The organism is Ruegeria sp. F12 (assembly GCF_056533885.1).
Genome location: NZ_JBQFOV010000010.1, coordinates 81,421 through 101,957, shown reverse-complemented (window position 1 = coordinate 101,957; position 20,537 = coordinate 81,421). Strand labels below are relative to the sequence as shown.

20 protein-coding genes and 1 riboswitch are annotated in these 20,537 nt (G+C 59.6%); of the genes, 4 read left to right on the top strand and 16 right to left on the bottom strand.

The window, feature by feature from the left end:
* Window positions 1–199: 199 nt before the first annotated feature.
* Complete coding sequence (locus tag ACR0CA_RS14245; protein WP_480899759.1) at window positions 200–610, top strand: ester cyclase; 411 nt, start codon at window positions 200–202, stop codon at window positions 608–610.
* 94 nt (window positions 611–704) lie between these two features.
* Here the strand turns inward: ACR0CA_RS14245 and mutT are convergent, their stop codons facing one another.
* Genes mutT through ACR0CA_RS14230 form a run of 3 tightly spaced genes read right to left on the bottom strand, consistent with a single transcriptional unit; the run spans window position 705 to window position 3,181 of the window.
* Window positions 705–1,103, bottom strand: a complete 399-nt coding sequence (gene mutT, locus ACR0CA_RS14240; RefSeq protein ID WP_480899757.1) for an 8-oxo-dGTP diphosphatase MutT — start codon at window positions 1,101–1,103, stop codon at window positions 705–707.
* Window positions 1,100–2,326, bottom strand: a complete 1,227-nt coding sequence (argJ, locus tag ACR0CA_RS14235) for a bifunctional glutamate N-acetyltransferase/amino-acid acetyltransferase ArgJ (RefSeq protein WP_480899755.1) — start codon at window positions 2,324–2,326, stop codon at window positions 1,100–1,102. The genes mutT and argJ overlap by 4 nt, the downstream gene beginning before the upstream one ends.
* A 6-nt stretch (window positions 2,327–2,332) precedes the next feature.
* Entirely contained in the window at window positions 2,333–3,181 is an 849-nt protein-coding gene (locus ACR0CA_RS14230) for a peptidylprolyl isomerase (RefSeq protein ID WP_480899753.1), read from the bottom strand.
* Window positions 3,182–3,357: 176 nt separating this feature from the next.
* Between ACR0CA_RS14230 and secA the strand changes: the two genes are divergently transcribed.
* The 3 genes from secA (at window position 3,358) to ACR0CA_RS14215 (ending at window position 8,675) form a co-directional block, all read left to right on the top strand.
* Window positions 3,358–6,075 carry a preprotein translocase subunit SecA gene (gene secA, locus ACR0CA_RS14225; protein WP_480899751.1) on the top strand — a complete coding sequence of 906 codons (2,718 nt, stop codon included), beginning with the start codon at window positions 3,358–3,360 and terminating at the stop codon, window positions 6,073–6,075.
* 100 nt (window positions 6,076–6,175) lie between these two features.
* On the top strand, window positions 6,176–7,099 hold the full coding sequence (locus tag ACR0CA_RS14220) for a hypothetical protein (protein ID WP_170786098.1): 924 nt from the start codon (window positions 6,176–6,178) through the stop codon (window positions 7,097–7,099).
* A gap of 25 nt (window positions 7,100–7,124) precedes the next feature.
* Entirely contained in the window at window positions 7,125–8,675 is a 1,551-nt protein-coding gene (locus ACR0CA_RS14215) for a substrate-binding domain-containing protein (RefSeq protein WP_170790239.1), read from the top strand.
* Window positions 8,676–8,745: 70 nt separating this feature from the next.
* On the opposite strand, the gene radC is transcribed toward ACR0CA_RS14215, so the two are convergent.
* The 13 genes from radC to dnaK all read right to left on the bottom strand — a co-directional run bounded on the left by radC (window position 8,746) and on the right by dnaK (window position 20,348).
* Window positions 8,746–9,501 (bottom strand): RadC family protein, encoded by a 756-nt coding sequence (gene radC / locus ACR0CA_RS14210; RefSeq protein ID WP_480505450.1) that lies wholly within the window; start codon window positions 9,499–9,501, stop codon window positions 8,746–8,748.
* A gap of 35 nt (window positions 9,502–9,536) precedes the next feature.
* Window positions 9,537–10,271: an ABC transporter permease gene (locus tag ACR0CA_RS14205; RefSeq protein ID WP_480899748.1), complete on the bottom strand. Its 735-nt coding sequence runs from the start codon at window positions 10,269–10,271 to the stop codon at window positions 9,537–9,539.
* Window positions 10,268–10,993: an ABC transporter ATP-binding protein gene (locus ACR0CA_RS14200; RefSeq protein WP_480899745.1), complete on the bottom strand. Its 726-nt coding sequence runs from the start codon at window positions 10,991–10,993 to the stop codon at window positions 10,268–10,270. Before ACR0CA_RS14200 ends, ACR0CA_RS14205 begins: the two co-directional genes overlap by 4 nt.
* On the bottom strand, window positions 10,990–11,664 hold the full coding sequence (gene tenA / locus ACR0CA_RS14195; protein WP_480899743.1) for a thiaminase II: 675 nt from the start codon (window positions 11,662–11,664) through the stop codon (window positions 10,990–10,992). Before tenA ends, ACR0CA_RS14200 begins: the two co-directional genes overlap by 4 nt.
* Complete coding sequence (locus ACR0CA_RS14190) at window positions 11,661–12,596, bottom strand: ABC transporter substrate-binding protein (RefSeq protein ID WP_480899741.1); 936 nt, start codon at window positions 12,594–12,596, stop codon at window positions 11,661–11,663. The genes tenA and ACR0CA_RS14190 overlap by 4 nt, the downstream gene beginning before the upstream one ends.
* Window positions 12,597–12,616: 20 nt before the next feature.
* Window positions 12,617–13,582 carry a ThiF family adenylyltransferase gene (locus ACR0CA_RS14185; protein WP_480899739.1) on the bottom strand — a complete coding sequence of 322 codons (966 nt, stop codon included), beginning with the start codon at window positions 13,580–13,582 and terminating at the stop codon, window positions 12,617–12,619.
* On the bottom strand, window positions 13,579–14,175 hold the full coding sequence (locus tag ACR0CA_RS14180) for a thiamine phosphate synthase (RefSeq protein ID WP_170786115.1): 597 nt from the start codon (window positions 14,173–14,175) through the stop codon (window positions 13,579–13,581). Before ACR0CA_RS14180 ends, ACR0CA_RS14185 begins: the two co-directional genes overlap by 4 nt.
* Window positions 14,172–14,936: a thiazole synthase gene (locus ACR0CA_RS14175; protein WP_170786117.1), complete on the bottom strand. Its 765-nt coding sequence runs from the start codon at window positions 14,934–14,936 to the stop codon at window positions 14,172–14,174. Before ACR0CA_RS14175 ends, ACR0CA_RS14180 begins: the two co-directional genes overlap by 4 nt.
* 2 nt (window positions 14,937–14,938) lie before the next feature.
* Entirely contained in the window at window positions 14,939–15,133 is a 195-nt protein-coding gene (thiS, locus tag ACR0CA_RS14170; RefSeq protein WP_480899736.1) for a sulfur carrier protein ThiS, read from the bottom strand.
* On the bottom strand, window positions 15,117–16,094 hold the full coding sequence (gene thiO / locus ACR0CA_RS14165; RefSeq protein ID WP_480899734.1) for a glycine oxidase ThiO: 978 nt from the start codon (window positions 16,092–16,094) through the stop codon (window positions 15,117–15,119). Before thiO ends, thiS begins: the two co-directional genes overlap by 17 nt.
* On the bottom strand, window positions 16,091–16,894 hold the full coding sequence (thiD, locus tag ACR0CA_RS14160) for a bifunctional hydroxymethylpyrimidine kinase/phosphomethylpyrimidine kinase (RefSeq protein WP_480899731.1): 804 nt from the start codon (window positions 16,892–16,894) through the stop codon (window positions 16,091–16,093). The genes thiO and thiD overlap by 4 nt, the downstream gene beginning before the upstream one ends.
* 45 nt (window positions 16,895–16,939) lie before the next feature.
* Window positions 16,940–17,046, bottom strand: a riboswitch (TPP riboswitch).
* Between the two features lie 171 nt (window positions 17,047–17,217).
* On the bottom strand, window positions 17,218–18,366 hold the full coding sequence (dnaJ, locus tag ACR0CA_RS14155) for a molecular chaperone DnaJ (protein ID WP_170771415.1): 1,149 nt from the start codon (window positions 18,364–18,366) through the stop codon (window positions 17,218–17,220).
* 74 nt (window positions 18,367–18,440) lie between these two features.
* Entirely contained in the window at window positions 18,441–20,348 is a 1,908-nt protein-coding gene (gene dnaK, locus ACR0CA_RS14150) for a molecular chaperone DnaK (RefSeq protein ID WP_480899729.1), read from the bottom strand.
* Window positions 20,349–20,537 lie beyond the last annotated feature (189 nt).

The following is a 20,537-nucleotide window of genomic DNA, read 5'->3' as shown; positions in this document are numbered from 1 at the left end:
TTCTCAATTCTTACGAATTGTAACAGGGGTGGAAGGGTGATGGATTGGATGGATCGCCGGAGCACATCAGTCAAAATGTCGTCACCAAGCCACGATATTTCCGCGCATTTTGATAATGAGCTATTTCAGCGTACCCTGTTTCTTACTGCTTCAGTTGATGGCCAACACGGTTGGCCACAGTTTCGTAGGGGGGAAACACATGTCTATCCGAAAAGCCGCAAGAGAATTCTTTGAGGCCTGCGATACAGGCAAAGGCTGGGACGCCTGCAAAAACTTTTGCCATGAGGGCGCGACGTTTTCAGCACAAGCCGACGCATTGGCCGACGTCACTTCCCTGGAAAGTTACGCAGACTGGATGAAAAACCTGCTGACTCCGATCCCGGATGGTCATTATGAGCTCAAATCATTTTCTGTTGATGAAGAGCGTGGAATTGCAAGCATATTTGCCGTGTTCCATGGAACTCATTCCGTGGATGGCCCAGTGCCTGCTACGGGAAAAACTCTGGCCGCGGAATACGTCTATGCCATTGAGTTTGACGGTGACAAAATCAAACACATGACCAAGATATGGAATGATGCGCATTCCTTGAAACAGCTCGGCTGGGCCTAATACTTTAGGATCAGGGGTACAGGTCACAAATCACGCAATTCCGACCACCGCGTGCTCTCTTTTGGCCACAGGGGGCATGCGCCCTGCCGCGACACTACAACCAATCCCGCAGAATCGGGATCAACGGCACATCAGCTGCGGGCATAGGATAGTTCCGCAGATCATTAGCGCGGACCCATTTCAGCGCCTGACCTTCTTTTGATTGTGGTATCCCCTCCCATTTCCGGCAAGCGAACAGCGGCATCAACAGGTGGAAATTGTCATAGCTGTGGCTGGCAAAGGTCAGCGGTGCTAGGCAGGAGGCCCAGGTGTTGATGCCCAGTTCTTCCTCCAGCTCGCGGATCAGGGCGACCTCGGGGGTTTCGCCGGGTTCGACCTTGCCGCCGGGGAATTCCCACAGACCGGCCATGGACTTCCCCTCGGGGCGCTGCGCCAGCAGCACCCGGCCTTCGACGTCGATCAGGGCGACGGCCGACACCAAAACGGTCTTCATGAACGATAATCCGCGTTGATCTCGATATAGCCGTGCGTCAGGTCGCAGGTCCAAACGGTGGATGCGCCTTCACCCAGCCCCAGATCGACCGCGATCACCAGATCCTGACCTTTCATATAGGCGGCAGCGTCTTCCTCGCGGTAGTCGGGGCTGACCCAGCCTTTCTCAGCCACCAGAATATCGCCGAAAGAGATGCTCAGAAGGTCGCGATCCGCAGCCGCTCCGGATTTGCCGATGGCCATGACCACGCGGCCCCAGTTCGGGTCTTCGCCCGCAATCGCCGTTTTCACCAGCGGCGAGTTGGCAATCGCCAACCCATGCACCTTGGCATCCGCGTCCGTGGCTGCTCCGGTCACACGAATTTCTACGAATTTCGTGGCACCTTCACCGTCGCGCACCACCTGCTGCGCAAGGTCCAGCATCACCGTCTCAAGCGCCTGCGCAAACGCGGCGTTTCCGGTGGCATCCACGCCAGAAGCCCCGGTCGCGCACAAAAGCAAGCTGTCCGAGGTCGAAGTATCACTGTCCACCGTGATGCAGTTGAAGGTGCGGTCGGTCTGCGCGCCCAGCATCGCTTGTAGCGCCGATTGTTCGACTTGCGCATCGGTGAAGATGTAAACCAGCATCGTCGCCATATCCGGCGCGATCATGCCTGAACCCTTGGCGATCCCAGAAATAGAGACTGTTTTGTCGTCAATCTCGACCTGTGCGCTTGCCCCCTTGGGGAAGGTGTCGGTCGTCATGATCGCCCGCGCGGCGTCTTCAATGGCGTGGCGGCTGAGACCCATTTTAAGCGTCTCAAGCTGCGATACGATGCGACCATGGGGCAGCGGCTCGCCGATCACGCCGGTGGACGATGTAAATACCCGCTCGACCCCGACGCCGGTGGCTTTGGACACGGCCTGCGTCACTTCGGCCACAGAGGTCTGGCCGTAGTGCCCGGTGAATGCATTGGCATTGCCCGAGTTCACCAAAATAGCCGCCGGACCATCGCTGGCCCCACCGATCTTGTCCTGACAATCCAGCACCGGGGCCGCGCGGGTGGCGGAACGCGTGAACACCCCCGCCACCGAGGTACCGGGATCCAGCACCGCCAGCATCACATCGGTGCGGCCCTGGTAGCGCACACCCGCCTCAACAGTGGCAAAGCGCACGCCGTCAATTGCGGGCAGGTCGGGGAATGCCGCCGGAGCCAGAGGCGAAACTTTGGTAATCGTTGCCACGGACGGTTACTCCTGAAGCAGTTCGATCTGACGCAGTGCCTCGGGTCCGACACCCTCGGTCGTGGGGCGCTCGATCTCGGCCTGCTGGGTCAGCTCGTCGATGCGCGCCTGAATGATCTCCTGCTGAAGACCTTGGGACAGTTCGGCGCGGACAGCCTCAATATCCGGGGCTTCGGTTTTGCGCTTGTCGTTCAGGGTGACAACGTGCCAGCCGAACTGAGTTTTCACAGGGTCCGAAACCTGGCCCTTTTCCAGACTGACAACGGCAGCCTCGAAGGCAGGCACCATGCGACCCGGGCCGAACCAACCCAACTCACCCCCATTCGGGCCGGACGGGCCGGTGGATTTCTCGCGCGCCAGTTGCGCGAAATCAGCACCGTCATCAAGCTGAGCCTTGATTTCATTCGCTTCTTCTTCGGTTTCGACCAGAATGTGGCTGGCGTTATATTCATCCGCGCCCTGGAAATCAGCATATTGCGCATCATAGGCGGCCTGGATCGCCTCATCCGTCAGATTTTCCTCGATCAACGCATTCACAGTCTGCACCGCACGCAGAGATCGGGTTTCATTCTCGATGCCCAGTGCGTTCAGCCGGGTCAGCGCGTCCTGCTGTTGGCCCAGCAATTGCTGCTGGATCAACTGATCGACAATCAGATCATAGAGAACATCGTCTTCGATCTGCTGATATTGCTCGGGCAAGGCTGCGGCAGTAGCGATGATGTGACCCAATGTGATCTCTTCCCCGTTCACACGGGCCACGACCGCGCTGGGCTCGGGCTGGGTTTCGGCGGCCAGTGGCAGGGCCAGCACGGCAGTCAGGGCCAGCGATGGCAGAAAAGTGAGGCCTTTGGGCATGGATTCATCCTATTTTCTAGCCGCGACGGGGCGCAGCGTTGACACTGTGGAACCTGCCGCTTACATCGCTTTGAAGCCTTGGACAGGGCCGCCTTTCACCCCCCGTATCTATGGGTTGCGCGCAAGGTGGGCAAGCCTGTCGCAACCAAGACAAGAACAGATCCGCTGGAGTGAACATGCTGGGACTCGGAACGCTCGCCAAAAAGGTGTTCGGAACACCGAACGACCGCAAGATCAAGGCGACCCGCCCCCTGATCGACCAGATCAACGCGCTGGAACCCGAGTTCGAGAAATTGTCGAATGACGGTCTGAAGGAAAAGACCGAGGAATTGCGTAAACGGGCGTTGGACGGCGAGAGCCTGGATGACCTGCTGCCCGAAGCCTTTGCCAACGTACGCGAAGGTGCCAAGCGCGCGCTGGGTCTGCGCGCCTTTGACGTGCAGTTGATGGGCGGCGCGTTCCTGCATCAGGGCAACATTTCGGAAATGAAAACAGGTGAGGGCAAAACGCTGGTCGCCACGTTCCCGGCCTATCTGAACGCTCTGACCGGCAAGGGCGTGCATGTGGTCACCGTGAACGAATACCTGGCCAAGCGCGACTCGGACTGGATGGGCAAGGTTTTTGGCGCTTTGGGCATGACCACGGGTGTGATCTGGTCTGGTCAGCCAGATGCGGAAAAGAAAGCCGCCTATGCCTGTGACATCACCTATGCCACCAATAACGAGTTGGGATTCGACTATCTGCGCGACAACATGAAGTCCGATCTGGCCGAGATTTATCAAAAATACCACAATTTCGCGATTGTGGACGAGGTCGACTCGATCCTGATTGACGAGGCGCGCACGCCGCTGATCATCTCGGGCCCGTCGCAGGACCGGTCTGACATGTATACTACGATCGACGGGCTGATCCCTTCGTTGCAGGACGATCACTATACGCTGGACGAGAAGTCACGGAACGTAACCTTCACCGATGAAGGCAATGAGTTCCTGGAACAGCAACTGATTGCTGCTGGCCTGATCCCTGAAGGCCATTCGCTGTATGATCCCGAAAGCACCACTGTCGTTCACCACGTGAACCAGGGCCTTCGTGCGCATAAACTGTTCCAGCGAGACAAAGACTATATCGTGCGCGACGGCAATGTCGTTCTGATCGACGAATTCACCGGCCGCATGATGCCGGGCCGTCGGTTGTCCGAAGGTCTGCACCAAGCCATCGAGGCCAAGGAAGGCGTACCGATCCAGCCCGAGAACGTGACGCTGGCCAGCGTGACCTTCCAGAACTACTTCCGCCTCTATGACAAACTGGGCGGCATGACCGGCACGGCCCTGACCGAGGCCGAGGAATTTGCCGAAATCTATGGTCTGGGCGTCGTCGAAGTCCCCACCAACAAGCCGATTGCGCGTTTGGACGAGGATGATCAGGTCTATCGTACCGCCGGCGAGAAATACAGCGCGATGATCGAACAAACCAAAGAAGCACAGGAAAAGGGCCAGCCGGTCCTACTGGGCACAACCTCGATCGAGAAATCCGAACTGCTCAGCCAGATGCTGACCAAGGAAGGCATCCAGCACAACGTTCTGAACGCCCGCCAACACGAGCAAGAGGCGCAGATCGTCGCCGATGCGGGCCGTCTGGGCGCAGTCACCATCGCCACCAACATGGCCGGTCGCGGCACCGACATCCAGTTGGGCGGCAATGTGGAAATGAAGGTGCTAAAGGCGCTGGCAGAAAACCCCGAGGCCGACCCCGCCGAACTGCGCGCTACCGAAGAAGCAACCCATGCCGAGGAAAAGGAAAAGGTTCTGGCAGCCGGTGGTCTTTACGTGATGGCCTCGGAACGCCACGAAAGCCGCCGCATCGACAACCAGTTGCGCGGACGTTCGGGCCGTCAGGGCGATCCGGGCCGCACTGTGTTCTACCTCAGCCTCGAAGACGACCTGATGCGCATCTTTGGCTCGGAACGTCTGGACAAGGTTCTGAACACCCTGGGCATGAAAGAAGGCGAGGCCATCGTTCACCCTTGGGTCAACAAATCGCTGGAACGGGCGCAATCCAAGGTCGAAGGCCGCAACTTTGACATGCGCAAGAATGTTCTGAAGTTCGACGATGTGATGAACGACCAGCGGAAAGTGGTGTTCAGCCAACGGCGCGAGATCATGTCGGCCGATGACCTGTCGGATATCGTCTCGGATATGCGCGAACAGGTGATCGACGACCTGATCGACGAATACATGCCGCCGAAATCCTATGCCGATCAGTGGGACACTGACGGACTGCACGAGGCGATCAAGGACAAGCTGACCATCGACGCGCCCGTACAGGATTGGGCCGCCGAAGAAGGCGTGGATGACGAACAGGTGCGTGAGCGTCTGGTCAACGCCGCAGATGAGATGATGGCGCAAAAGGCCGCTGCCTTTGGCCCCGAAAACATGCGCAACATCGAAAAGCAGGTTCTGCTGAACACCATCGACAGCAAATGGCGCGAACACCTGCTGACGCTGGAACATCTGCGCTCGGTCGTTGGGTTCCGGGGCTATGCCCAGCGCGATCCGCTGAACGAATACAAGAACGAAAGCTTCCAACTATTCGAAAGCATGTTGGACAGTTTGCGCGAAACCGTTACCCAGCAATTGTCGCGCGTGCGCCCTCTGACCGAGGAAGAACAGCGCGAGATGTTGGCGCAGATGCAGGCACAACAGGCCCAAGCGCGGCAGGCGGTCGATCAGGCCGCAGGCCAGGCCGAAGCTGTGGCCGAGGCCGAAGCCTCGGGTGATGCGCGACCCGGTTTCGATGAAAACGATCCAAGCACATGGGGCAACCCGTCGCGCAACGACAAATGCCCCTGCGGATCGGGCAAGAAATTCAAACATTGTCACGGGCGCTTGACCTGACATCACCTCAGTTCAGACACAATTAACCCCTGTCACGGCCACATATTGGCCGTGATTGGTGGGCAACGTGCGACTCGCTCCTTCAACTGGGGAGGGTGTCTTGTTTGTAATTAAGAACTACGTGACCACTGGGGGTACCGTTGCCTGTGCCCTGGCCATTGGTTACCTGATGCAGAATGGAACGCCTGCGGAACCTGACGTCCCGCAGACGCAGATCAGTTCTGTCATGGATCACACGGCGATCATCGCAGGGCTGGAGGATATCGTTCTGACCTCCTCGACTCCGGCCCACGAAACGCCGGACGACACCACAACCGGACATCGCAAGCTGCACGCCAACGGGTCTGCCCCCTCGGGCCCGACGGACTGCGCTATCGGCGCACGGGCGCGGGCTGTACCCGGTGCTGCAGCGCAACTGACCGTCCTTGCCCCTTGCCACGCGGGCGAACGGATTGATGTGCATCACAGCGGCCTGACCGTCACGCAACAAACAGACGCGACCGGTCGTCTGGAAGTGACAATCCCGGCGCTCAGCGAATATGCGATCTTCCTGATCTCGGTCGGGGATCAGGCGGGCACTGTTGCGACCACACATATCCCCGATATCACCCATTTCGATCGCGTGGCCCTGCACTGGCAAGGCAATACGGACCTGCAAATCCATGCGCTGGAGTTTGGCGCAAGCTATGGCAGCACCGGCCATGTCTCGGTTGACGCCAAAACACAGGGCGCCGGGCAAGTTGTCCATCTGGGTCAACCCGACCTGAACGACGCGCAGAACGTTCAGGTCTATTCCTACCCTGCAGGGCAATCCGATCAGACCGGCTCGATCACCCTGTCGGTCGAGGCCGAAGTGACCCGGGCAAATTGCGGCCAGGAACTGCACCTGCAATCGCTGGAACTGCGCGGCGATCAGCGCCTCAGCGCGCGCGACCTGTCCGTCACTCTGCCGGAATGTTCGAAAGCGGGTGAGTTTCTGGTGTTGAATAATCTGCTCGAAGACCTGAAAATCGCGGCAAAGTAAAACCGCAGGCAGGCTCGGGCATCTTATGACATTTCTTCGTGTGGCGACCGCCGCACTCTTCTCCTTGGCATCTGCGTCGCAGGCGGCTGCGCAAGACATCACCCTGACCTCGCATGACGGCAAGGTCGAGGTAATCGGCAATCTGCTAGGCTATGACGGCGAGTTCTATCGCATCGACACCCGGTTCGGCGCGCTTACCGTTGACGGCTCGGGCGTGACCTGCACGGGTCCCGCTTGCCCCAGCCTGACAGATTTTGTGGCCGAGGTTCGCCTGTCCGGCGCGTCAGTCATGGCCGAGAACATCTTGCCCGCGCTTTTGGTGGCCTTTGCCCGACACGAAGGGTGGGCCGCGACCCCACGACATCTGGAGGGCGGGCAATTTGCCTATGAGCTGACTAGACCCGACCGCGCGGCGCCGCTGGGTCGGTTCGTATTCACCCCCACAACCACCGACCAGGGGTTTGCCGATCAATTGTCAGGTAAGGCCGACATCGTCATGGCCCTGCGCGAGGTTCGACCAACCGAGCAAGACAGCGCCATCAAGGCCGGTTTGGGCGATCTGTCCCTGGCCCGGCGGTCCCGCATCGTGGCATTGGACGCGTTGGTGCCGGTGGTGTCACCAGACAATCCGATCCGACAGATATCACCCGCTGATCTGGTCCGCATCTTCACCGGAGAGATCACGAACTGGACCAGCCTGGGCGGACCCGACGCGCCAATTGCCGTGCATCTGCCGGACACCGACCCGTCGCAAGCCTTGCAGGACAGTTTGCTGACACCGGTAAACGCCTCCCTGCCCGCAAGGATCAACCAGCATAACCGCAGCAGCGCTCTGGTTCAGGCAGTTGCACGGGATCCGTTCGCCATCGGCATCGCCAGCCAGGCGGCGGTCGACACGGTCCGCGCGTTGCCCCTGACCGGCGGCTGCGGTCACGCGCTGGCGGCGACCCGACAATCCATCAAGACCGAGGACTACCCCCTCACCTCGCCCATGTTCCTTTACTTGCCCAACCGTCGCCTGCCCCGGATCGCAAGGCAGTTTCTGTCTTTCGCCCAAAGCCCCGAGGCGCAAGTCGCAATCCGAGATGCAGGTTTCGTCGATCAAGCCCCCGAGCTGTTGTCCATCGACCAGCAGGGACATCGCCTGGCCAACGCCGTCGCCTCGGGCGGGGCTGAAATTGGGCTGGACGAGCTACAACGCATAGTAGGTACATTGCGCGCCCAATCTCGGCTGTCGCTGTCCTTCCGGTTCGAGACAGGCTCCTCTCGCCCCGACGCGCAATCGCGCGCCAACATCCAGCTTTTGGCTCAGCTGGTGGAATCCGGCCAATTCGACACCCGGCGCCTCACATTTATCGGCTTCAGCGACGGCGACGGATCGGCACAAGCTAACGCCCAGATCGCCCTGCTGCGCGCCAAAACCGTGCGCAACGCCGTTCTGGCCGCAATTGAAGCTTCGATCTCCGAAAAGGTGGAACTGAATGTCGACGGTTTTGGCGAAGCCATGCCCATGGCCTGCGACGACACCGAATGGGGGCGAAAGGTCAATCGTAGGGTCGAGGTTTGGGTCCAATAGCCCGGCCCTTCTTCTCGTTCCAAATACGGCGGGGGTGAATCGTCCCCAAAGGCCAAGAAAAGCAAAGCCCCTACAAATATCCTTCCGACCGGAAACTCAGTTCTGTCGATTTCCCGATGATCAGGTGGTCATGCAAGGTCAGACCCAACGCGACACAGGCATCCTGAATCCGGGTGGTCATATCGATATCCGACTGCGAGGGCGTTGGGTCACCTGACGGATGGTTATGCACCAGAATAAGCGCCGAGGCATTCAGCTCCAGCGCCCGTTTCGCCACCTCCCGCGGGTAGACCGGCACATGATCGACGGTGCCTTTAGCCTGCTCTTCATCCGCGATCAGCACGTTCTTACGGTCCAGATAGAACACCCGGAACTGCTCGGTCTCGCGATGGGCCATGGTCGTGTGGCAGTAATCCAGCAGCGCGTCCCAGCCCGAGATCACATGCCGCTGCATTACTCGCGCACGGGCCATACGATGGGCGCAAGCCTCAAGAATCTTCAGGTCGGTGATGACCGTCTCACCCACACCTTTGATCTGACGCAGCCGTTCTTCGGGCGCGGTCAGCACGCGGTTGAAATCCCCAAACGTATCCATCAGCGCCCGCGCCAGCGGTTTCACATCCTGCCGGGGGATGGACCGGAACAGCACCAGCTCCAACAACTCGTAATCCGGCATTGCAGCGGACCCGCCCGACATGAACCTTTCGCGCAGCCGCTTGCGATGGTCTTTGATATAGGAGGGCAATCGACCACTTGGCAGCGGCTGCGCGGGCGCTTCATCCGTTTCAAACAGCATTGGGGCTTCGGCAAAGGCGTCCTTGGTCATGTTCTCACCCTGACGCCGAATCGGTTTCCAAACCGTTAACGCACTTCACCTGCTATGCGCGCCGTCGCGCGGCGGATGATCAGATGCAGCAGAATCGAAAACACGCCCAAGGTCAGCATTGCGGCAAACATCAGATCGGTCTTGGCGCGCCCATTGGCCAGCAGCATTAGATAGCCCAAGCCTTGAGACGAGCCCACCCACTCGCCAATCACCGCCCCGATGGGCGCATAAACCGCCGCCAGCCGCATCCCCGACGCCAGCGAGGGCAGCGCAGCCGGAATGCGGATATGCCACAACACTGCACGCGGGCTGGCCTGCATGGTGCGTGCAAGGTCCAGATAGCCGGGGGGCGTGCGCATCAATCCGTCAAAAAAGGACGAGGTGATCGGGAAATAGATGATCAGCACCGCCATCGCGACCTTGGACCACAGCCCATAACCCAGCCACAGGGTCAACAACGGGGCCAGAGCAAACACCGGCAGCGCCTGTGTGAAGACTAGCATCGGCTGCACCAATACCCGCGCCGCTCGCGAATTCGCCAGTTGCAGCGCGGTGATCACGCCCAGAACCGTGCCGAGAGCGAGCCCGATCACTACCTCTACCGCTGTAATCCACGTATGTTCGGCAATCACCCAGCGGTTCTGCCACCATGTCTCAGCCACCAGTGCCGGACCGGGCAGGATGAATTTCGGCAGGCCCGTTAGGCTGACAATCGCCTGCCAGACGGCCAGCGCGAATACAGTTGCGGCAAGGGCGGACAGGATCTTCATGCAGCCTCTCTCAGCAACCGCAGCAACGCGCCCTGCGTCTCCAGTGTTTCCAGATCATCCACATAGCGCGGGGCTGGTGCCGAAGGTGGCTCGCAGGGCGTCAACCCCTGCGCGGTCATCACCATGATGGATTGACCCAGACGCGCGGCCTCGGCCGGATCATGCGTCACCAGCAATACGGTGCGCCCGGCCAGCGCCTCGGCCGCCAGATCCTGCATATCGGCGCGGGTGCGGGCGTCGAGGGCCGAGAATGGCTCATCCAACAACACGATGGGCCGGTCCTCCATCAAGGTACGCGCCAAGGCCACGCGCTGACGCTGACCGCCCGACAATTCGCCGGGTTTCTTGGTTAGATGATCCTGCAAGCGCATTCGTTCGATCAACCGATCCCGGCGCGCGAGATCAGGTTTCTCGCCCCGCAGACGCGCACCCAGAGAAACATTCTGCGCCACCGTCGCCCAAGGCAGCAGCAAATCATCCTGCGCCATATAAGCCACACGACTCGGCACCGGCTGCGCGTCGCTGGCAGTGATTTGCCCAGCAAACGCAGCACCCGTTTCCAACCCCGCGATCAGGCGCAGTACGGTGGTTTTCCCTACGCCCGATCCACCCAGCAAACAGGTCCACTGCCCGGCCCCAAGGGTCAGGGTCAAAGGCGCGAATAAGGGCGCGCCGTCGATTGTGGCCGAGCCACTGATGGTCAGATCAGGCGCTTGGGTCACGGGGTCAGGCCCATTTGCCAGAAATTGACCTCCAAAGCTGTGGCTGTCTTGAACGTCTCACAGAGACGGCCCCAACGCGGAGAAGCCTCAAAATCAGCCCCTATACGTCGTGTTAGAGCCTGATCCAACAACTCTCCGACCGCTTTGCACGCGCTCTGGTAATCTTCACCGGCATAGGTGTTGATCCAATCGCGATAGGTCTCGGATGTCGCTTCAGCAGCCAGCCGCGCGCCGATCTCACCATAACCCATGACACAGGGCGCAAGGGCGGCCAGCAGGTCCAGCAGATCTCCGCTATACCCGGCCTCTAACACGAACCGTGTATAGGCCAGATTCTCGGCCCGCTCGGGAGTCGCGAACAGCTCCTCCTGCGAAATTCCGGCAGCCTCGCAGATGCCGATATGCAGCTGCATTTCTTCAGCGACCAGAGCGTTCACTGTTCCCACAGCGGTCAACATCTCGGAATGCGTTTCCGATTTCACCACCGCCAAAGCCCAGGCGCGGCTAAAATGGATCAGGAAAACGTAATCCTGACGCAGATAGTGCAGGAACGCCTCACGCGGCAGCGTGCCGTCCTTCATCCCTTCGACAAAGGCGTGGCGGGTATAATCCCGCCACGGGTCTTGCGCCGCATCACGCATCAGCGTGAAGGCTTTGCCATAGTCGCTCATTGCGCGGTCACATCAATGGTGATGTCACTGACCGGATTGATGCTGTCGATCATGCCGCTGTCCTTCAGGAACGCCTCGAACCGCGCGTACCGACCAGCGTCAAAACCAGCCGGACGCAGCGCGAAACGGGGCAGAGTGTCGACCCATGCGCGCGCGTTCAGCTCATCCTGCAGCTCGGGCGAGGTGGCGGCGAAAATCTCCCAGCTTTTTTCAGGGTTGTTGACGATATACTGCGTAGCTTTTTCGGTCGCGACCAGAAAACGCGCGATCATGTCGGCATCCATGGTTTCGGGGTTGGCCACATAGATCAGCTCATCATAGGGCGGCACGCCTTCTTCCTCGATGTAAAAGCAGCGGCCCGCGACACCTTCGATATCCATTTGGTTCAGTTCGAAATTGCGGAACGCACCGATCACCGCATCCACCTGCCCGGTCATCAGCGACGGCGACAGCGAGAAGTTCACATTGATCAATTCGATATCGTCCAGCGCCACACCATGAGCATTCAGCATGGCGGTCAGGATCGCTTCTTCCACGCCCGCGACCGAGAAGCCGATCTTTTTACCCTTCAGGTCGGCCAAAGATTTAATCGGACCGTCTTCCAACACAAGAAGGCAGTTCAGCGGGGTCGCAACCAGCGTGCCCACGCGTTTCAGCGGCAGGCCTTCGTGGATTTGCAGGTGCAGCTGCGGCTGGTAGGACACTGCCAGTTCAGCTTGACCTGCCGCCACTAGACGCGGCGGGGCAGAAGGATCGGCGGGCGGGACGATTTCAACCTCAAGCCCCTGCTCGGCGAAATAGCCATTTTCCTGCGCCACGATGATCGGGCCGTGATCGGGGTTGATGAACCAGTCCAGCAGGACGGTCATCTTATCCTCGGCCCAGGCTGGCGCAGCGGCCAGCAGGGCGATGGCGGTGATCAACTTTTTCATATCTCGCGTTTCCTTTTCGCTTACGAGGTCGAGGCCGCGACGAGGACAATCTCGCCCGGCCAATTCGGTTGAATCTGTTCGGCAGCGCGCCATGCCCGCAGACCGGTCGCACAGCACAGGGCCAGTCTTTTGCCTTTATTAGTGTCCAATTTGTGCAGACCGTCAGGCGAAACACGCTGCGCATTCGGGTGCGCTGGGGTCAAGGCTTCGGCCTCATCGCGCAGCTCTATAATCTGGTCGTCTGCGCTGAGTTGACTTGCCGAGATAAACCGAAAACAGCTATTGGGTTCGGGCGCGTTGTCGAACCGGAAAGCGCTGGTGCGCAGCGTTCTGGCGTCATATTGCACCATCTGCCCCAAAGGCGAGGGCACAATCCCAAGGATCAGGTTCAGCGCCATCTGCGCCTGCATCGCGCCAATCGTGCCCACGACCGGACCCAAAACGCCCGCCGTGGCGCAGCTCGCTCCGCTATCGGGCGCGTCAGGAAACACCGCGCGCAGCGAGGGCGCCCCTCCGCAGAACCCACCAACATAGCCCGACAGCCCCAGCACCGAGGCGCTGATCAACGGTTTCCCCTGCGCTAAACAAGTATCGGACAGAATATAGCTGGCCGCATAGCTGTCAGCACAATCCAGGATCACATCCGCCTGCGCGGCCATATTGGGCGCATTTGCACTTGTTAAAGCATGTTCTAGCGCCTCAACTTCGATCTCATCGTTTAAGGCCCGACACCTCTCGGCGGCCACTTTGGCCTTGAGTCGCCCACAATCCGCCTGCGCGAACAGAGTCTGGCGATGCAGGTTGGACAGATCAACTGTATCCCTATCCATCACCGTGATCCGCCCTACCCCAGCCCCAGCCAACAATGGCAAGACCGGCGCAGCCAGCCCTCCGGCCCCCACAACCAGCACATGCGCCGAGGACAGACGCGCCTGCCCTTCTGCGCCTACCTCGGTCAGGATGGTTTGGCGGGCATAACGGCTCATCGGGTGGCCTCGATCCATTCGCGCACGCGCGCTTCGGGGTCAGTGTTCAGGGTGATATCTGTGACGACCGAGACGATATCAGCCCCCGCCTGCAGAACACCGGACGCGCGCTCGACGCTCATCCCGCCGATCCCGACCAGAGGGATATCACCCACCCGCGCCTTCCATTCGGTGACGCGCGGCAGACCCTGCTGATGCCATTTCATCTTTTTCAGGATGGTCGGATAGACCGGCCCAAGCGCTACATAATCCGGGTCCATCGCCAGAACGCGTTCCAGTTCGTCGTCATCATGGGTCGACACGCCCAGCTTCAGCCCAGCCTTGCGGATAGCTTTCAGATCGGCATCGTCCAGATCCTCCTGCCCCAGGTGAATCCAATTACATCCGGCCTCAATCGCGGCCTGCCAATAGTCGTTCACCACCAGAACCGCGCCATGCTGGCGGCACAGATCGCGTGACTGGGCAATCTGTTCACGCACCACCGCATCGGGCTGATCCTTGACGCGCAGCTGCACCAGTTTCACGCCCAGCGGCAACATCCGCCGCAGCCAGTCCGAGTGATCAAAGATCGGGTAAAAGCGGTCGAGGCTCATGACAGAAACGCCTTTCCGATCACGGGGGTCGAGGCCTCGGCCATATCGCGCGCCTCGATCGGGTCGGCTTGATGGGCCAGTTGCCCGGCCTCAATCGCCTGCATCATGGCCCGCGCCATCGCCGGCGGATCACCCGCGCGCGCCACGGCGGTGTTCAGCAGTACCGCGTCATAGCCCAGCTCCATCGCGCGCGAGGCGTGGCTGGGCAGGCCAATGCCCGCATCAATCACCAACGGCACATCCGGGAATTCTGCCCGCATCGCCCGCAACGCGTATTCGTTGTTCAGCCCGCGCCCCGACCCAATCGGCGCGCCCCAGGGCATCAGCACCTCACACCCTGCAGCCAGCAGACGTTCACCCACGATCAGATCGTCGGTGGTGTAGGGGAAGACCTGAAACCCTTCCTCGGTCAGGATGCGGGCAGCCTCGACCAGTTGGAACACATCCGGCTGCAGACTATCCGTGTGCCCGATCAGTTCCAGCTTGATCCATTTGGTGTCGAACACCTCACGCGCCATCTGCGCAGTAGTCACAGCCTCTTTGACCGTATGGCACCCGGCAGTGTTTGGCAGGATCAGCACGCCGAGGTCCTGGATCATCTGCCAAAAGGTCTGACCCGCCCCGGATTCGCGCCGCAGCGACACGGTGGCCACCCCGGCCCCGCTTTCCCGAAACGCCTGCTCCAGAATGGCCGGGCTTGGATATTGTGCTGTGCCCAGCATCAAGGGGTTGGGCAATTCGGTACTGTAGAACGTCTTCATCCTCAGCCCCCCTGCATCGGTGCGACGACCTCGACCCGGTCGCCATCCACCAATTTGTGCGAGATGCGCAGGCTCGAAGGAACGAATTCCTCGTTCACCGCCGTTGCGACCCGGCCCGAGAATCCGCACTCAACCAGCATATCGGCCAGTGTCAGAGCTGTAATTTTGCGGGATTCGCCATTAAGCACGATCTTCATCGACCATCTCCGAATGTTTGTTCTCAAGTGCCAGATCGGCCACACCCCGCGCCAAAGCCGGGGCCAGCAGATAGCCGTGGCGATACAGGCCGTTGGCGTAGATCATGTGGCCCAAGCGCCGGATACGCGGCAGGTTGTCGGGAAAAGCAGGACGTAGATCGACACCAATCTCCAGAACCTCGGCCTCACCGAAGGCCGGGTTCAGCGCATAGGCTGCACTGAGCAACTCCAGAATGGAGCGCGCGGTGATCCGACTGCTGTCCTCAGACTCGATCATCGTTGCGCCCAGCATGTAAACGCCATCTCCGCGCGGTACGATGTAGAGCGGCATCCGCGGATGCAACAGCCGCACCGGGCGGGTCAGGTGGATATCCGGGCAGCGGATCACCAGCATCTCACCCTTCACGCCGCGCAGATCATGCAAAACCTCGCGTGCATGTAACCCCCGGCAGTCAATCGCGTTTTCCAGACGGGGCGGGGCGAGTTTCCGGTGAATTTCCACTCCCTGACCCTGCAACTGCCGATAGAGGTCCAGCAACGCTTGTCGAGGGTCCAGATGCGCCTCATCCGGGAAGAACAAACCTTTGGAAAAGCCATGCAGATCAGGCTCTAATTCATGGATTTGGGGCTGATCAACGTCTGCGAATGCTTGGGTCCTGCGCGCAAATCGCCGCAAATCCGGCAAATCGCGCGGATTGGCCACGACCAGAGTTCCGCGCCGCTGCACCTGTGTACGCGCGGCCCACCAGTCCAACGCGGTCTTTCCCAATCGCAACACCGGCTCTTCGGCATTTTCATATTCGCACCACGGGGCCAGCATCCCGCCAGCCCACCACGAACACCCATGCGCACCGGGCGGGCCGCCGGGATCAAAGACCTGCACCTTGGCGCCGCGCGACACCATCTCGCTAGCCACGGCCAATCCGGCAACACCGGCACCTATGACCGACCAGATCGTCACGCAGGCCAAACCTCATGAAAATGATGAACCGGGCCGTGACCCTGCCCAATATCCAATGCATCCGCCTTGGCAATCGCACCTTGCAAATAGCCATGAGCCTGCGCGACTGCGTCCGGGATCGTCAGACCCTTGGCCAATCCGGCCGCAATTGACGAGGACAAGGTGCACCCGGTACCGTGCGTGTTTCTGGTTTGGCGGCGCGGTGCGGTGAACTCGGCGATCAGCCCTGCCGGACCGACCAGAAGATCATGGCAGATCTCGCCTTGCCCATGCCCCCCTTTCATCAGAACAGTTTGCGCCCCATACCCACATAGGGCGCGACCTTGTTCAACCATCTCATTGGGGCTTTGTGCATCAGAAGACCCCAGCAAACACGCAGCCTCGGGCAAATTCGGAGTCAAGACCGAGGCGCGAGGCACCAACACATCCCTAAGCGTTTGAACAGCATCCTCGGCAAGCAAAGCGTCGCCGGATTTGGCGATCATCACAGGGTCTAACACAATCGGGCCGTCGAATTCGGCGATGCTGCCGGCCACAGTGTGGATAATGTCTGGCGTTGCGAGCATTCCGATCTTGATGGCACCCACGTCCAAGTCCGTCAGAACCGCTTCGATCTGCGCCGAAATCACATCCAGCGGGATGCCATGAACCGCCGTAACCGCCCTGGTATTTTGCGCCGTCACTGCCGTTATCACACTGGCGCCGTATACGCCAAGCGCCGACATGGCCTTGAGGTCAGCTTGAATTCCAGCCCCACCGCCGCTGTCCGAACCGGCAATCGTCAATGCAATAGCGGCCATATCGTTGCTCCAAATTCTTGGGGCAATCGCGGCGTAGAAACCGTCTATAGTTTGACGACCGTTCCCTCCGCCGGAATTGCCCGGATCAGGTTCGATGGGTTGATGCGAAAGCACCTCTCAGCCCCTTCTAGGAGGCACCCCAACGGTTGGCGCGGAACATCTCAGGCGCGCAAGAAATAATCAAGAGGATTCTGCGAGGCTCTGCCTCGCGCTCCGGGATATTTACGGCCAGATGAAGAGCGGATCCCACTTTACCTGGCCAAAAGTATACCGGGGGAGTCGCCTGGAACAGGCGGAGGGGGCAGGGCCCCCTATTCGACTTTTCAGCCCTTCATTCCGTCCCAGAAAGACTTGACGGATGAGAAAAAGCTTTTGGACTCTGGGTGGTTATCTTCACCCAAGTCGTCGAACTCCTTCAACAGTTCTTTCTGACGGCTAGTCAGGTTCACTGGCGTTTCCACTGCAAGTTCAATAAACATGTCGCCTACACCGCCGCCGCGCAAAGCCGGCATACCCTTACCGCGCAAGCGCATCTGACGACCTGACTGACTGCCCGCCGGGATTTGCACGCGACCGCGGCCACCGTCGATGGTGGGAACTTCGATCGAACCGCCCAACGCTGCTTTGGCCATGCTGACTGGCACGCGGCAATAGAGGTTTACGCTGTCTCGTTCGAACAGTTTATGGTCCGACACTTCGACGAAGATGTACAGATCACCCGGAGGGCCGCCGCGCATTCCGGCCTCACCCTCGCCCGCCAGACGTATACGGGTACCCGTTTCCACCCCGGCGGGGATGTTGACGGATAGCGCGCGCTCTTTTTCCACGCGACCCGCACCGCCACAGGATTTACAGGGGTTCTTGATGATCTGGCCCAGACCCGAGCAAGTCGGGCAGGTGCGTTCCACAGTAAAGAAACCCTGCTGTGCCCGAACTTTGCCCATACCCGAGCAGGTCGGGCAGGTTGTCGGTTCTACACCACCTTCGGCGCCCGAACCGTCACAGGCAGAACAGGCCACAGCGGCCGGCACGTTGATGGTTTTTTGCAGACCTGAGAACGCCTCTTCTAGCGTGACGCGCAGGTTGTAGCGCAGGTCCGAGCCGCGGGCGGCGCGACGTCCACCGCCTCCGCCACGTTGGCCGCCCATGAAATCGCCGAACAGATCGTCGAACACGTCCGAGAAGGCGCTGGAAAAATCGCCCTGACCGAAGCCGCCGCCAGGACGGCCACCACCGCCCATGCCATTTTCAAAAGCGGCGTGGCCAAAGCGATCATAGGCCGCCTTTTTGTCAGCATCGCGCAGCACGTCATAAGCCTCATTTGCTTCTTTAAACTGCGCTTCGGCATCCGGGTTGTCTTTGTTGCGGTCCGGATGCAATTCCTTGGCTTTCTTGCGAAAACCTTTTTTGATCTCATCCGCCGATGCGCCCTTGGCTACGCCGAGCACATCGTAATAGTCGCGTTTTGACATCAGTATGTCCTTCTGCCTCAACGTAAATAGGCCGGCCCGGAGAACGGACCGGCCCGCATTGGCCCGGTGAGCCGTTAGTTACGTTTGTCGTCGTCCAGATCTTCGAACTCGGCGTCGACAATGTCATCATCGCCCGGCGCTGCATCGGCTGCGGCCGGTTCTTCTTCGCCTTCCTCGGACTGCGCCTTGTAGATGGCTTCGCCCAACTTCATCGCGGCTTCGGTGACGTTCTGAATGCCCGACTTGATCTTGTCGGCGTTTTCAGTTTCCAGCTCGTCCTTCAGCGCGGCAATCGCCAGTTCGATCGCTTCGATAGTGGTCGGGTCGACCTTGTCGGAATGCTCTTCCATCGACTTTTCAGTCGAGTGGATGAGGCTTTCCGCTTGGTTCTTGGCGTCGACCAGCTCGCGGCGTTCCTTGTCGGCCTCGGCGTTTTCCTCGGCGTCCTTGACCATCTTTTCGATATCCGCGTCGGACAGACCGCCCGAGGCTTGGATGGTGATCTTCTGCTCTTTGCCGGTGCCTTTGTCCTTGGCCGAAACCGAGACAATGCCGTTGGCATCGATGTCAAAAGTCACCTCGATCTGAGGCATACCGCGCGGCGCGGGCGGGATATCTTCGAGGTTGAACTGACCCAGGATCTTGTTGTCCGCAGCCATTTCGCGTTCCCCCTGGAACACGCGGATAGTTACGGCGTTCTGGTTGTCCTCGGCGGTCGAGAAGACCTGAGACTTTTTGGTCGGGATCGTGGTGTTGCGGTCGATCAGACGGGTGAACACGCCACCCAGCGTCTCAATGCCCAGCGATAGCGGGGTCACGTCCAGCAGAACCACGTCCTTGACGTCGCCTTGCAGAACACCGGCTTGGATAGCGGCGCCCATGGCAACAACTTCGTCCGGGTTCACGCCTTTGTGCGGCTCTTTACCGAAGAATTTGGTGACCTCTTCGATCACTTTCGGCATCCGGGTCATACCACCGACCAGAACAACCTCGTCCACATCGCTGGCCGACAGACCGGCGTCTTTCAGAGCGGCCGCACAGGGCTTCATCGACTTTTTGATCAGGTCGCCCACCAGCGATTCAAGCTTGGCGCGGGTCAGTTTCATGACCATGTGCAGCGGTTGACCGTTGGCACCCATCGAGATGAAAGGCTGGTTGATTTCGGTCTGCGAGGTCGAGGACAGCTCGATCTTGGCTTTTTCGGCGGCTTCTTTCAGACGCTGCAGGGCCATCTTGTCCTGAGACAGGTCGACACCGTGTTCCTTTTTGAACTCATCAGCCAGGTAGTTGACGATACGCATGTCGAAGTCTTCACCACCCAGGAAGGTGTCGCCGTTGGTCGATTTGACCTCGAACAGACCATCATCGATTTCGAGGATGGTCACGTCGAAGGTACCGCCACCAAGGTCATAGACCGCGATGGTTTGGGTTTCTTCTTTGTCCAGACCATAGGCCAGAGCAGCAGCTGTCGGTTCGTTGATGATCCGCAGCACTTCCAGACCGGCGATTTTGCCGGCGTCTTTGGTGGCCTGACGCTGAGCATCGTTGAAGTATGCCGGAACAGTGATAACCGCTTGCGTGACTTCCTCACCCAGATAGCTTTCTGCGGTTTCCTTCATCTTGCCCAGAGTGAAGGCCGAGATCTGGCTTGGGGAGTACTTTTCGCCGCGAGCTTCAACCCACGCGTCGCCGTTGCCACCGTTCACGATAGCATACGGCACCATTTTCTTATCTTTTTCGACTTCGGCATCATCCACACGACGACCGATCAGACGCTTGACGCCAAAGATCGTGTTGTCGGGGTTGGTGACCGCCTGACGTTTTGCAGGCTGTCCGACCAGTCGCTCATCTTCGGTGAAGGCGACGATCGAGGGCGTGGTCCGCGCCCCTTCGGCGTTTTCGATGACCTTCGGCTGCGAGCCGTCCATGATAGCCACGCACGAGTTGGTGGTTCCCAGGTCAATCCCGATTACTTTACTCATATGTTCGATCCCTTTCTCTTCAAGGCGATGTCCCGAGGCCGGGACCCGTTATGGCATCCCTGCCTCGATCTCAATTGCGCAATGGCCCTACACCATCACGCGTCCCGGCGTATATAAGGGCGAGACCAAAAGCCTGCAAGCGGTGTAAATCGCAGGTTTTCGGGAATCCGGGGCCTTTTTTGCAACGTT